The organism is Corynebacterium sp. (assembly GCF_022712195.1).
GTDB lineage: Bacteria > Actinomycetota > Actinomycetes > Mycobacteriales > Mycobacteriaceae > Corynebacterium.
This window is the reverse complement of record NZ_JALAGY010000025.1, coordinates 1-13,122: the sequence shown is the minus strand read 5'-3', so window position 1 is coordinate 13,122 and position 13,122 is coordinate 1. Positions and strand designations below refer to the sequence as shown.

At 70.4% G+C, this 13,122-nt stretch carries 10 protein-coding genes; 7 read left to right on the top strand and 3 right to left on the bottom strand.

What is annotated here, in order from left to right; all coding sequences use genetic code 11:
• Positions 1-69 precede the first annotated feature (69 nt).
• Positions 70-2,544: a UvrD-helicase domain-containing protein gene (locus Q0A34_RS03020; protein ID WP_291478403.1), complete on the top strand. Its 2,475-nt coding sequence runs from the start codon at positions 70-72 to the stop codon at positions 2,542-2,544.
• Between the two features lie 173 nt (positions 2,545-2,717).
• Here Q0A34_RS03020 and Q0A34_RS03015 read toward each other — a convergent pair whose 3' ends face one another.
• Positions 2,718-3,467, bottom strand: coding sequence for a M23 family metallopeptidase (locus Q0A34_RS03015; protein WP_291478332.1), 750 nt, complete (start codon positions 3,465-3,467; stop codon positions 2,718-2,720).
• A gap of 440 nt (positions 3,468-3,907) precedes the next feature.
• Here Q0A34_RS03015 and Q0A34_RS03010 point away from each other — a divergent pair, with 440 nt between their 5' ends.
• From Q0A34_RS03010 to purH, 3 genes are all read left to right on the top strand, one after another.
• Complete coding sequence (locus Q0A34_RS03010; RefSeq protein WP_291478330.1) at positions 3,908-5,692, top strand: DUF6350 family protein; 1,785 nt, start codon at positions 3,908-3,910, stop codon at positions 5,690-5,692.
• A gap of 65 nt (positions 5,693-5,757) precedes the next feature.
• Positions 5,758-6,411: a phosphoribosylglycinamide formyltransferase gene (gene purN / locus Q0A34_RS03005; protein ID WP_291478402.1), complete on the top strand. Its 654-nt coding sequence runs from the start codon at positions 5,758-5,760 to the stop codon at positions 6,409-6,411.
• Positions 6,404-7,987 (top strand): bifunctional phosphoribosylaminoimidazolecarboxamide formyltransferase/IMP cyclohydrolase, encoded by a 1,584-nt coding sequence (gene purH / locus Q0A34_RS03000; RefSeq protein WP_291478328.1) that lies wholly within the window; start codon positions 6,404-6,406, stop codon positions 7,985-7,987. The genes purN and purH overlap by 8 nt, the downstream gene beginning before the upstream one ends.
• Positions 7,988-8,020: 33 nt before the next feature.
• Here the strand turns inward: purH and Q0A34_RS02995 are convergent, their stop codons facing one another.
• On the bottom strand, positions 8,021-9,778 hold the full coding sequence (locus Q0A34_RS02995; RefSeq protein WP_291478326.1) for an ABC-F family ATP-binding cassette domain-containing protein: 1,758 nt from the start codon (positions 9,776-9,778) through the stop codon (positions 8,021-8,023).
• Between the two features lie 204 nt (positions 9,779-9,982).
• On the opposite strand from Q0A34_RS02995, the gene Q0A34_RS02990 reads away from it, so the two are divergent.
• The 3 genes from Q0A34_RS02990 to Q0A34_RS02980 all read left to right on the top strand — a co-directional run bounded on the left by Q0A34_RS02990 (position 9,983) and on the right by Q0A34_RS02980 (position 12,145).
• The gene (locus tag Q0A34_RS02990) at positions 9,983-10,966 is read left to right on the top strand and encodes an RNA polymerase subunit sigma-70 (RefSeq protein ID WP_291478324.1); all 984 of its coding nucleotides are present in this window, start codon (positions 9,983-9,985) and stop codon (positions 10,964-10,966) included.
• A 68-nt stretch (positions 10,967-11,034) separates the two neighbouring features.
• Positions 11,035-11,604 (top strand): dihydrofolate reductase family protein, encoded by a 570-nt coding sequence (locus Q0A34_RS02985; RefSeq protein ID WP_291478322.1) that lies wholly within the window; start codon positions 11,035-11,037, stop codon positions 11,602-11,604.
• Between the two features lie 40 nt (positions 11,605-11,644).
• Entirely contained in the window at positions 11,645-12,145 is a 501-nt protein-coding gene (locus Q0A34_RS02980) for a DUF3995 domain-containing protein (RefSeq protein ID WP_291478320.1), read from the top strand.
• Here the strand turns inward: Q0A34_RS02980 and Q0A34_RS02975 are convergent.
• The coding region (locus Q0A34_RS02975; protein ID WP_291478319.1) for an NAD(P)/FAD-dependent oxidoreductase at positions 12,132-13,122 on the bottom strand (991 nt) is incomplete at its 5' end. The genes Q0A34_RS02980 and Q0A34_RS02975 overlap by 14 nt on opposite strands.

Sequence of the window (13,122 nt, the reverse complement as noted above, 5' to 3'; positions counted from 1 at the left end):
CCGGCCGTGCCGGCCGTGCAGGGCCGGGCCGGGGCACCGTCGGCCGGGGTGGACGGACAGGGGCGGGTGATGAGCACGCAGACCCGCGACCAGCTTCTCGAGGGCCTCAACCCCGCCCAGCGTGAGGCGGTGACGCACACCGGGTCGCCCCTGCTCATCGTCGCGGGTGCGGGGTCGGGCAAGACCAGCGTGCTCACCCGGCGTATCGCCTGGCTGCTGGCCGGGGGAGTGGCGCCGTGGCAGGTCCTGGCGATCACCTTCACCAACAAGGCCGCGGCGGAGATGCGTGAACGTATCGCCGGCCTGGTCGGCCCCGCGGCCGAACGGATGTGGGTGTCCACCTTCCACTCGGTGTGCGTGCGTATCCTGCGCGCCAATGCTCAGCTGGTCGACGGGCTGAACTCCAACTTCACCATCTACGACTCGGACGACATGAAGCGCCTGGTCACGATGATCCTCCGCGACCGCGGCCTGGACGCCAAGGAGTTCGCACCGCGTGCGGTGCTCAGCGTCATCTCGAACTGGAAGAACGAGCTCCAGGGGCCCGGGGAGGCTCTGCGTGAGGCGCAGGAGGACGGCAACCGGCACCGCGAGACCATCGCCCAGGTCTACCGCGAGTACCAGGTGCGACTGCGCCAGGCCAACGCCGTGGACTTCGACGACCTCATCGGCGAGGTCGTCGGTCTGCTGCGCGAGAACCGGGGCATCGCCGACCACTACCGTCGCCGCTTCCGGCACATCCTCGTCGACGAGTACCAGGACACCAACCACGCCCAGTACGTGCTGGTGTCCACGCTGGTCGGGCAGGACGGTGAGGCAGGCGAGCCGGGTGAACTCTGTGTCGTCGGTGACGCCGACCAGTCCATCTACGCCTTCCGTGGCGCGACCGTGCGCAACATCGAGGAGTTCGAACGCGACTACCCCCACGCGCGCACCATCCTGCTCGAGCAGAACTACCGCTCCACCCAGAACATCCTCTCCGCGGCCAACGCGGTGATCTCCCGGAACCAGGGCCGGCGCGACAAGAACCTGTGGACCGACTCCGGCGACGGTGAGCTGATCGGAGGCTACGTCGCGGACAACGAACATGACGAGGCCAGGTTCATCGCCCAGACCATCGACGAACTCGTCGACCGGGGAGAGGCGACCTACGGCGATATCGCGGTGATGTACCGGACGAACAACTCCTCCCGTGTGGTGGAGGATGTCCTGGTGCGCTCCGGGCTGCCGTACAAGGTCGTCGGCGGTACGCGCTTCTACGAGCGCAAGGAGATCCGCGACATCGTCGCCTACCTCAAGGTCCTGGACAACCCCGACGACACGATGGGGCTGCGGCGCATCATCAACACCCCTCGCCGGGGCATCGGTGACCGGGCGCTGTCGCAGGTGCGGGTCCACGCCGAGAACATGGGTCTGAGCTTCGCCGGTGGGCTCGCCGCTGCGGGGCGTGGCGAGGTGCCGGGGCTCAGCGCCCGGGGCAGGAACGCGATCGCCGGGTTCCTGGAGATGATGGACGCGCTGCGTGCGGAGGCCGAGGCCGCGGTGATGCGCACCTCTGACGGGGAGTCGCTCGGCATCCCGGACGTCGGTGCGATCGTCCGCGCGGTCCTGGACGCCACGTCCTACACCTCGGAGCTCGAGTCGTCGAACGACCCGCAGGACGGCACCCGACTGGACAACCTTAACGAGCTGGTGTCCGTGGGACACGAGTTCTCCCAGGAGGCGGCGAACCTCGCCGCCTACGAGGCCATGCCCTCCGGGGCGTCGGAACCGGCCGACCGGCCGGCGACGGGGGCCGCGTCCGACGGGGCGGAGGACGCCGTGCTGGCCGAGGGGGAGCCGGAGCCCGGCAGCCTGCAGGCCTTCCTGGAGAGGGTCAGCCTCGTCGCCGACGCCGACCAGATCCCTGCCGAGGACCAGGACATGGTCACGCTGATGACACTGCACACGGCCAAGGGCCTGGAGTTCCCCGTGGTCTTCCTGATCGGCTGGGAGGACGGGCAGTTCCCGCACATGCGGGCACTGGGGGACCCCACGGAGCTCTCCGAGGAGCGGCGGTTGGCCTATGTGGGCATCACCCGTGCACGTCAGCGCCTCTACCTCACCCGCGCGATGACCCGTTCCAGCTGGGGCACCCCGCAGAACAACCCTCCGTCGCGGTTCCTCGGTGAGATCCCCGCCGACCTCGTCGACTGGATCCGTGAGGAACCGGCACCGGCGTGGTCCGACAGCTGGGGGTCCTCGGGCGGCTACGCCGACGGCACGAGTTTCGGTGGCGGCGGCTGGTCCTCCCCGGGCGCGTCGCGGCGCAGCTCACCGAAGAAGGCGTCCCCTGGTCCGTCGCGGTCCTCGGGAGTGCTGCGTCCGTCGGGCAAGCAGCTCGAACTCGAGGTAGGGGACAGGGTCAACCACGACAAGTACGGTCTGGGCACGGTGAAGAGTGTGGACGGCCAGGGTGTGCGGGCGACAGTGATGATCGACTTCGGCAGCAACGGCACCGTGCGGCTCATGCTCATCGGCGGGGTCCCGATGGAGAAACTGTAGGGGACGGTCGCAGGAGAGGAAGGGGGGCCCTCCGGCCCGACTGCCGCTTCCTGTCGCCTCCTGCAGCCTCCTGCGCCGGGTGGGCGGCATGACGTCACGGAAAAACCCGCTGCCTGTCCGTGGGGACGGTCAGGCAGCGGGTGCGTACCCGGTGTTGATGACGGGGAGGGGACCTAGAGCTCGACGCCGCGCTCGCGGAGCCACGGCTCCGGGTCCACGGCATTGCCCTCGGTCGGGTAGACCTCGAAGTGGACGTGCGGGCCGGTGGAGAAGCCTTCGTTGCCGATGCCGGCGATCTTCTGGCCGGCCTGGACCTGCTGGCCCACGGTGACGTCGATGGTGGCCATGTGTCCGTAGACGGTGATGGTGCCGTCGTCGTGCTTGATACGGACCCAGTTGCCGAAGCCGGAGGCAGGGCCGGCGTCGATCACGGTGCCCGCCATGGCGGCCACGATCGGGGTGCCCATGGCGTTGGCGATGTCGATGCCCTTGTGCATGGTGCCCCAGCGCATGGCGAAGGGGGAGGTGTAACTGCCCTCGGCGGGCTTGACGACCTCGGGGGTGCGGGAGAGCAGGTCGGCGGCGGCGCGCTCGGCGTCGAACTCCAGGGCGCTGGAGAGCTGACCGGAGAGGTTCTCGATCTGGGTGGTCTGCGGCAGGGCCAGGATCTGCGCGGCGGCGGTGTCGACGTCGGCACCGGCGGCGCTTCCCTCGGCGCCCTGCGCCAGGACCTCGGTGTTGGAGGCCAGCGAGATGTCGTTGCCCTGACCGTCCCGGTCGGAGGACTCCTGCACAGTGGCGGCGCCGGCACCGGTGGCCCCGGCGGCGGCGACGCCGGTGGCGGCGATCGCGACGAACGCCATGCGACGCTTGGCAGCGGTGTCCAGCTTGCGGTGGGCTCCGCCTCGCCGTGCAACAGTCATTCTCAGTGAACCTCTCCGTAGTCTTGCGGTCTTGCCGTCATCTGATCGGTCTCAAATCGTGACCGGATCGTTATCAACGAGTCGTAACACTATCGGCATGCCCCGCCCCGAGCAAGCCGTTTCGGGAAAAAGGTCACGAATCGGTATCGGTGCCGAGGGGTGGCGAGGGGGCGTGGTGCACACGGGACTTCATAACGAGCAGGTCACGGGCGGTGTGTGACAGGTGTGACGGGGGTAGGTGTGATGTAACACTCGTGCGTGGGCGTGCCTGCCCGGTGACTGTCCGGGCGTTGTGCACAATGGGACAGGTGAGCAACGAATCCCAGCGACCGACTTCGAGACGACAACGGCCCCGCCGTGGGACCCGACGGGGTCCGGACGCTCGGCGGCGTGACCCGGGACGTGGTACAGCCGCGTCGACGACAGGGGCAGAACGGTTCGTGGCGGGGGAGAACGGGCGGGTCCCGTCCCGCGCCACCGAGGCCTCCGTGCGGCGGGCCGCCGACACCCCGCCGGGCCCCGGGGACGGTGCCGCGCCGGTCGTGGAGGCCCGGGGTGTCCGCGGGGCGTTGGCGTCGTGGTGGGGCCTGTGGGGTCCGCACGTCCGTCGGTTCGCCCCCACGGTCCTGGTCAGCCATGCGGTCACCCTGGCGGTGGCCATCGCGCTGGCGGTCATCGTCGGTATCGGGGAGACCTTCACCGCTGTGCCCGCCATGGTGGGCTCCTTCTGGATGGTCGCCAACCTCGCGCCGGTGGAGTTCACCGGGGCACAGCTCGGCATCGTCCCCCTGTTGCCCGCGTTGTTGATCGTCCTCGTCCATTCGCGGAGGATCCGGGCGGCCTGCGGCACCCGGATCACCGTCCGTAACATCCGTGTCTTCGCGGTCCTCGCCGTCGGCGTGCCGATGCTCCTCACGGTGCTGGCCTGGCTGGTGCTGTGGGACGCCTCGAAGGTCTTCGCCATCGCGCCGCCGAATCTCGCGGTGGCGTTGCTGTCCACCGCGCTGCTGAACGGCTTCGTGTTCGTGCTGGGCCTGGGGCCGAAGATCTGGCGTGCCCTTCTGTTGCGCCGGGGTCTGCCGACCTGGCCGGTGGAGTCGGTGCGGTTGGCGGGGATCTTCGTGCGGTGGATGCTGGTCGCCGGCCTGGTGGCACTGCTGGTGCAGCTGGTCTTCAACATCTCCGTGTTCACTGACGCGTATTCCATCGCGCCGGACGCCTGGGGGAGGATCGGGTTGAGTGTGCTGTCGGTCCTCTATGTCCCGAACCTCGCCGTCGGCGCGGCCGGGATCCTCATGGGCAGTGAGATGCATGTCGGTGACGCCTCGGCGTCACTCTTCGCGGTCACCAACGCCAATCTTCCCCCGCTTCCGGTGCTGGCGGCGTTGCCCCATTCCGGGCTGCGGTTCGGTGAGCTCCTGCTCGTGGTCCCGGCCGTGGTTGCGCTGGTGATCGTCCACCGTTTCTTCACGACGCGTACCTTCGTGGAGTCGCCGGTGTTCACGGCGCTCGGCGCCGGTGTGGCGTCGGGTGTCCTGGGGTTGCTGGTGAGTTTCGCCGCCGGCGGGACACTGGGGGTCTACGGGGCCGCCGGGCCTTTGCTGTGGCTGACTCCGCTGGTGTTCGCCTGCTGGCTCGTGGTCCCGGCGCTGCTGGTGTTCGCGTGGGTTCAGCGGCAGGGCGCCCGTGTCCGGGAGACGGCGGCGGATGCCGTGGACGACCCGGAGGCAGGGGAAGCCGGAGAGTACGTAGAGGACGGAGAGTACGCGGAGGACGAGGACTACCCAAACGACGGTGCGGACGGTGCCGACGGTTCCGACGAAGCCGGGGCCGAGTATGCGGAGACGGACGTGGACGACGCAGACGACGACGCAGACGACGGCTCAGGTGACGACTCCGGAGCCGGGGCTGGGGCGGACGCCGTGGAACCGGAGGAAGAAGGCCGGGAAGAAGGCCGGGAAGAAGACGGGGAAGAAGGCATCGACGGGTCCGGGGAATCGGACACTGCCGGTGACGCCGGTGACGCCGGTGACGCCGGTGACGACGGTGACCCGGAAGCGACAGATACCGCTGACGCCACGGTTGGTAGCGGGGACACCGGAGGCGCCGACTCCCAGGATGAGTTGAACGAGCCGGGCGGGCACGACGGCACCGGGGCCACCGGGGCCTCCGGTCCGGGGGAGCAGGACGAGACCGACGTCGAGGATGAGGAGACGACACAGTAAGCTGACTCACCGTGAGTGAGCCCGTAACCCCTGCACCGTCCGGCGGCACCGCCGGAGATGACGCCGTGCGTGCCTCCGCACCCGCGAGCCTCACCGTCCGGCACCGGGGCGACACGCTCCGGGTCGTCGTCCTGGCGTCGGGCAGCGGCACTCTGCTGCAGGCCATGCTGGACGACCTTGGTCCGTCGGTCGAGATCGTCGCCGTGGGCGCTGACCGCCCGTGTGCGGCGCTCGAGCGCGCCGGTCAGGCCGGGGTACCGGTGTTCCGCGAGGACTACAACCCGGACCGGGTCGCCGGCTACGACCGGGAGGGGTGGAACACCCGCCTGGCCGGGCGTATCGCCGCCTTCTCCCCGGACGTGGTCGTCAGTGCGGGGTTCATGCGCATTCTCGGTGCGGGTCTCGTCGACCGTTTCCGTGGCAGGATCATCAACACCCACCCGGCCCTGCTGCCGTCCTTCCCCGGCGCCCACGCCGTGCCGGACGCCCTGGCCTACGGTGTCACACTCACCGGCTCCACCGTCCACATCGTCGACGACGGGGTGGACACCGGACCGATCATCGCCCAGCGGGCCGTCCCGGTGCTCCGGGACGACACCGAGGAGACGCTCCATGAACGGATCAAGACCGTGGAGCGCGCGTTGATCGTCGACGTGCTCCACCAGACCGCGGAGAGCGGTTACACCATCGAAGGACGAAAGGCCTGGATCAATGACTGAAACCACCCGCCCCATCCGCCGCGCCCTGATCAGCGTGTACGACAAGACCGGGTTGGAGGACCTCGCCACCGGCCTGCACCGCGCCGGTGTCGAGATCGTCTCGACGGGATCCACGGCGGCGACGATCGCCGGCGCGGGCGTGCCCGTGGTGCGGGTCGAGGACCTCACCGGGTTCCCCGAGTGTCTCGAGGGGCGTGTGAAGACGCTGCACCCGCGTGTCCACGCGGGGATCCTGGCGGACACCCGCAAGGATGACCACCTCGCCCAGCTCAAGGAGCTCGGCGTCGAACCTTTCGACCTTGTGGTGGTGAACCTGTACCCGTTCACCGACACCGTGGCCTCCGGGGCCGACTTCGACGCCTGCGTCGAGCAGATCGACATCGGGGGGCCGTCGATGGTCCGCGCGGCGGCGAAGAACCACCCCTCCGTCGCCGTGGTCGTGGACCCGGCCGCCTACGGCGACGTCCTCACCGCCGTGGAGGCCGGTGGCTTTACCCGCACCGCCCGTACCCGTCTGGCCACCGAGGCCTTCCGACACACCGCGTCCTACGACGTGGCCGTGGCGTCGTGGATGACGGAACAGGCGGGGGAGGAGGACGGCGATTCCCGGTTTCCCGAATGGATCGGCCAGGTCACCGAGCGGGTCCACTCCCTGCGCTACGGGGAGAACCCGCACCAGGCCGCCGCTGTGTACACCTCCCCCGGGCAGGAGGGCGGGCTCGCCAACGCCGAGCAGTTCCACGGCAAGGCCATGAGCTACAACAACTACACCGACGCGGACGCAGCCTGGCGGTCCGCCTGGGACCACGAGCGTCCCTGTGTGGCGATCATCAAGCACGCCAACCCCTGCGGTATCGCGGTGGCCGACGACGTGGCCGCCGCGCACCGCTCCGCCCACGCCTGCGACCCGGTGTCCGCCTACGGCGGGGTCATCGCGGTGAACCGGCCGGTGTCCGTGGAGATGGCTGAGCAGGTCGCCGGCATCTTCACCGAGGTCATCGTGGCCCCCGGCTACGAGGACGGTGCCGTGGAGGTGCTGAGCCGCAAGAAGAACATCCGGATCCTGCAGACCACCCCGCCGGTGAAGGAGGGCGCCGTGGAGCACCGTGAGATCTCCGGCGGAGTCCTCGTCCAGGAACGAGACCTGGTCGACGCCCCCGGTGACGACCCGGCGAACTGGACGCTGGCCGCCGGTGAGGCCGCCGACGCCGCGACCCTCGCCGAGCTGGAGTTCGCCTGGCGTGCCGTGCGCGCGGTGAAGTCGAACGCCATCCTGCTGGCCAAGGACGGCGCCACCGTCGGCGTGGGCATGGGGCAGGTCAACCGCGTCGACTCCGCGAAGATCGCCGTGGAGCGCGCCAACACCCTCGCCGGCGACGACCGGCGTTCCGAGGGCGCGGTCGCCGCGTCCGACGCGTTCTTCCCCTTCGCCGACGGCTTCGAGACCCTCGCCGCGGCGGGTGTCCGGGCCGTGGTCCAGCCCGGCGGTTCCGTGCGTGACCAGGAGGTCGTCGACGCGGCCGTGGCGGCCGGTGTCACCATGTACCTCACCGGGGAGCGCCACTTCGCGCACTGACCGGGGCGTATTTCGGGGAGTCTTTGGGGGAGACTACGGGGTGTCGACCAGTCCACCGGTGCAGGTCGGGGTCACGGTAGCGTAGCGAAGCCGCCCGGCGGGGGTGAGCCGGGCGGTGTCCGCGAGCCACCGTCGGTCGTGGGTGACCGTCACCACCGCCCCGGGGTAGCGGGACAGGGCGTCGTGCATCTGCTCGACCAGGTCCGGGGCCAGGAGGTTCGTCGGTTCGTCGAGCAGGATGACGTCGCTGTCCACGGTCACGGCGACGGCGAGTTCATGGCGTCGCCGCTGTCCCGCAGACAGTTCACCGACGGGGGTCCGAAGGTCCCGGGCGGTGAACAGCCCGAGAGTGAGCAGAGCCTCCGTGGCGTCGTCGGGTGCCAGGCCGACAGCCGCGGCGAAGGTGTCCCGCAACGTCCGGCTCCCCTGCAGCCCGGTGGTCTGGCGGAGGTGCGCGACCCTGGTCCCGGCGCGTCGCCGTACCGTCCCGACCTGTCCCGTCTCCCCGGCGAGTGCCCGGAGGAGGGTGGTCTTCCCGGCACCGTTGGGGCCGGTGACCAGCCACCGGTCGCCGGCCCGGATCTGCAGTCCGCCGGTGGACGGGGCCACCGAGAGCCCGGGTTCGCCCGCGCCGGTGACCCGCCCGGGGTCCAGGGTGACCAGGGGACCTGACTCGGTTCCGGGCGGGAAGTGAGGGGTGAAGGCAAGCTGCTGCGGCGGTGGTGGCACGGGGTGGGCCCGGAGTTTCTCCAGGGCGTCCTTCGCCTGACGGATGCGGCCGGTGGCCCCGTGGTCGCTGCTTCGGGCGCGGAAGGCGCCGTGGCCGAATGCTGCACGCTCCTGCTTGCGGGGGATGGCGCGCAGGTGTGCCGACGTGGTCGCGAGGAGCGACTCGTGCCGTGTGACGTCCTGTTTCCACTGTTCGTGGGCGCGAAGCTGCCGTCGGCGTGCGGTCTCGCGGGCCCGAAGGTAGCCGCGGTATCCGACGCCGTGACGCTGCAGGGTGCCGTCCTCCACGCTGAGGATGTCCCGGGCCGCGGTGTGGAGCAGTTCACGGTCGTGGCTGACGACCACGAGACCGCCACGGTGCGCGGCCATCCGGTGTGACAGCCAGTCGAGGGCGCGGTGGTCGAGGTCGTTCGTCGGTTCGTCGAGCAGAAGCAGTTCGGCCCGGGACGACAGTGCCACGGCGAGGGAGAGCCGGGCGCGCTGGCCTCCGGAGAGCGTGGCGACGGGGCGACGCCGGTCGAGTCCTCCCAGGTCGAGTTCGTCGAAGGCCCTGGTGACGCGCAGGTCGAAACGGTGGCCGTCGCGGGCCTCGAACCGGTCGGTGGCCTCCCCGAGCAGTTCGAGGAGGTGCGGGACCTCGTCGGGCGGGGCCGTGGCGAGTCGTGTGGAGACCCCGGTGATCTCCCGTTCGAGGGCCCGCACGTCCCGGGCGAGGTGGTCGACGGCGTCGGCGACGCTGGCGCCCGGCGCGAAGACAGGGTTCTGTTCGGCGAGGGCGATGCCGCCGGGGATCTCCACGTGCCGTTCCCCGTCGTCGACGGGGACGGTTCCGGCGAGGACGCCGAGGAGTGTGGACTTGCCGGCGCCGTTGTCGCCGATGACGGCGAGCCTGTCTCCGGGGTGGACGGAGAGGTCGACACCGTCCAGGACGGTACGGTCGGTGTAGCGGACGGTCACCCCGCGGAGCAGGCAGGAGCGGTGGGCACGCGTGGCTGTGGAAGATGACGTGGAAGCCGACGTGGAAGGTGACGCGGACAGGGGTGTGTACAGGGGTCTGGACATGAGGGACTCATCTCCTTCGTCAGGAGGGACGGTGGGCCTCACACCCGCCGGCCGGTGGACGGCGCAGGTGTGCTCAGGACCCGCCGCGGAGAGCTCTCGACGCGGCGTCCAGATCTAGCTGATCAGAGTTCCCATGGCATCCACCGTAGCCGAGGACAGGGTGAACCACCAGAGCCGACGGTGGGAAGCGGATAGTATGCAGTCATGAACGGTAAGCGACGTCAGACGACGCCTGACCTGTGTGAGGAGCGCCTGGAGTCCTACCGGGGCGAACTCGTCGCCTACTGCTACCGCTTCTTCGGCTGCCACGCCGAGGCCGAGGACGCGGTGCAGGACACGCTGGTCAAGGCGTGGCAGGCGCGGGACCGGTTCGAGGGACGCGCGTCGGTACGGCGGTGGCTGTACACCATCGCCACGAATGTCTGCCTCGACATGGGCAGGGCGCGCCAGCGCCGGAGTCTTCCGGCGGACCTCTCGGGGCCGGGCGGGGTCCCGCGGGAGCCGGGGGTGCTCGCCACTGCCGGTGCCGCGGTCTGGATCAGCCCGATACCTTCGGCCCGTCTGGCCGATGATCCGGCCGAGGTGACGGTGCGGAGGGAGACGGTGCAGTTGGCGTTCATCACCGCGCTGCAGTACCTGCCCCCGCGGCAGCGGGCGATCCTGATCCTCCGGGATGTGCTGGCGTGGCGGTCCGCAGAATGTGCGGACCTGCTGGGTATGTCGGTCACCGCCGTGAACTCAGCGCTCGCGCGTGCCCGCACCACGCTGCGCGGACGGCTTCCCGACACGCCCGCGGAGTACGACGTGGACGTGCTCGAGCGGTACGTGGCGGCGTTCGAGGCCTTCGACGTGGAGGCACTCGTCGCCCTCCTCGCCGAGGACGCCACGTTCAGCATGCCGCCCTACACACTCTGGCTGCGGGGGAAGGAGGCCATCAGGCAGTGGTGGAACGGGCCCGGTCAGGTCTGCCGGAACTCCAGGACCTTCCCGGCGTCGGCGAACGGCACCCCGGCGGTGGCGGTGTACCACGCCGCCGGGCCCGGGGTGTGGACTCCGTTCGCCCTCCACGTCCCGGAGACGAGGGCGGGGCGCATCACAGGGCTGACCCACTTCATGGGGCCGGGGGTGTCCGGGTTGTTCGGTGACCTCGGTGTGCCGGAAATTCTCTCGGACACCGACGAGTTCTGACGTCCTGTCCCGTCTCATACATGACAGGTCCTCCACCCCGGGGGACCACCGGTTGAAAGGAGACGGCCATGAGCCGCACGACGATCGCCCACCTGTTCCACTCCCTCGACGGTGTCGTCGAGGACCCCCACCTGTGGCAGTTCGACTGTTTCGGGGAGGAGGACGGCACGGCGATGGACGCCAGTCTCGCCCCCGTGACTGACGCGGTCATCGGAGGGACACTGTGGAGGGAGTGGCTGGGCCACTGGCCCGCCGCTGAACGCGCAGACGAGCCCGACGACTTCGTCGGATGGATCAACCCGGCGCGTAAGCACGTCATCTCCTCCACGCTGGCCGCGGAGTACCCGGACGGTCTGCCGTGGAACAGCACCCTGGTCACCGGTGACCCCGTCGACTACCTGAGGAGACTGAAGGAGACCGGGAGCGGCGACATCGCCGTTCTCGGCGGTGTCGGCACCGTACGGTCACTGTTTCTCGCCGGGATGATCGACCGGCTCACCCTGACCACGCACCCGGTCATCGCGGGGGAGGGCCGGCACCTCTTCGACGACTCCGTTCCGGTCACACGTCTGCGTCTACTGGACGTGACGCAGACGTCCAGCGGGAACGCCGTGCTGACCTACGGGCTGCGCGACTGACCGGGCGCCGGTGACCAGGAGCGCCCTGTAGTCTGGGGACATGGTCCTGGAGCACCCGCCGGTGAGGAGGGGGAAGGCCGCCCTGGTCACTGCCGCCGTCGTGGGGACGCTCCACGGGCTCGTCAGTCTCTACTGGAGCGCCGGGGGTGAATGGCTGGTCGGGACTCTCGGGGAGGAGCTGGTGGACCTGTGGCGGCGACACGCGGTCCTGCTGGTCCCGGTCGGTCTGGTCAAGATCCTGGCCGCCCTTGCCCCGCTTCTGCTGCTGACCCGGGTCACCGGGGGCGGGCGGCGGCGCGTCCTGCGTCGCGCACTGCGGGGAGTCAGCTGGGCCGGGGCTGCGGTGCTGGTCGCCTGGGGAGGGCTGAACACGGTCACCGGGAACCTGGTCCTGGGAGGGGTCGTCGTCCCGGACGGGGGATACGACCGGGAGGGCATGATCGGTCACGCCTGGCTGTGGGACCCGATGTTCCTGCTCTGGGGCGTGGCCCTGGCCGTCGGGCTGTGGGGTGGCCGCCCCGGCGCTGTCACACGTTCCTGAGCGCCCGTTCCGCCGCCCGGACCCCGCACATGAAGTGCACCCCGCCGCCGGGGGCGGTCGAGGAGGAGCACAGGTACACGCCGGGAACCCCGGTGAAGTAGGGGTCCGGGCTGAACCGGGGGCGGGCCACGAGTTGTCTGAGGTGGTTGGCGCCGCCGGAGATGTCGCCGCCGATGTTGTTGGCGTTGTGTGCCTCGACCGCGGAGGGCGGGGTGGCGGCCCAGTCGACGACGGTGTCGCGGAAGCCGGGGGCGGCGCGCTCGATCTGGGTGGCGACGAGGTCGAAGGTCTCGGCAGCGGTGCCGTCCCATCCGGCGGGGACGTGTGCGTACGCCCACAGCGGGTTGAGTCGCCGTCCGTCGACCGTCCGGCTGCGTGAGGGGTCGGCGAGGTACTGCTGGCCCACCAGGGTGAACGGGCGGTCGGGGAGGCGTCCTTCCCAGCAGTCCCGCTCGGCGGCGGCGATCTCCTCCGCGGTCCCTCCGAGGTGCACCGTCCCGGCGCGCCGGGCGTCGGTGGATGTCCAGGGGACGTCTCCGTCGAGTACGACGTCGAGCTTGGCGACGGCCGGTCCGCGGGTGAACCTGGACCATGCGCGGGCGATCCGGGGCGGCACGCGGTCGCCGAGGATGCCGGCGGCGGACTCCACCGAGGTGTCGAGCAGCACGATGTCGGCGTCACCGATCTGGGACAGGGTGGTGACCGGGGTGCCGGTGAGCACGGTGCCGCCGGCGTCGTGGAGGGCGCGGACCAGGGCGTCGGCGATGCGTTGTGACCCGCCGACGGCGACCGGCCATCCGTGCCGGTGTCCGGCGACGGTGAGCAGTGTGCCGGCGGCGGAGGAGGCCGGGTGGTGCAGGGGTGTGAAGGCGTGGGCGGCGATGCCGGCGAACAGTGCCCGGGCCTGCGGGGAGCGCCACCGCCGCCAGGACCAGGAGGCGGGGAGGGCTGCGGAGGCGCCGAAGGCGGCGAGGAGG

Bases quoted from the DNA above. Each gene is read 5' to 3' on its own strand.
- Q0A34_RS03020 (WP_291478403.1), top strand. From the start codon at position 70: ATGAGCACGCAGACCCGCGACCAGCTTCTCGAGGGCCTCAACCCCGCC.
- Q0A34_RS03015 (WP_291478332.1), bottom strand. From the start codon at position 3,467: ATGACTGTTGCACGGCGAGGCGGAGCCCACCGCAAGCTGGACACCGCT.
- purH (WP_291478328.1), top strand. From the start codon at position 6,404: ATGACTGAAACCACCCGCCCCATCCGCCGCGCCCTGATCAGCGTGTAC.
- Q0A34_RS02995 (WP_291478326.1), bottom strand. From the start codon at position 9,778: ATGTCCAGACCCCTGTACACACCCCTGTCCGCGTCACCTTCCACGTCG.
- Q0A34_RS02990 (WP_291478324.1), top strand. From the start codon at position 9,983: ATGAACGGTAAGCGACGTCAGACGACGCCTGACCTGTGTGAGGAGCGC.
- Q0A34_RS02985 (WP_291478322.1), top strand. From the start codon at position 11,035: ATGAGCCGCACGACGATCGCCCACCTGTTCCACTCCCTCGACGGTGTC.
- Q0A34_RS02980 (WP_291478320.1), top strand. From the start codon at position 11,645: ATGGTCCTGGAGCACCCGCCGGTGAGGAGGGGGAAGGCCGCCCTGGTC.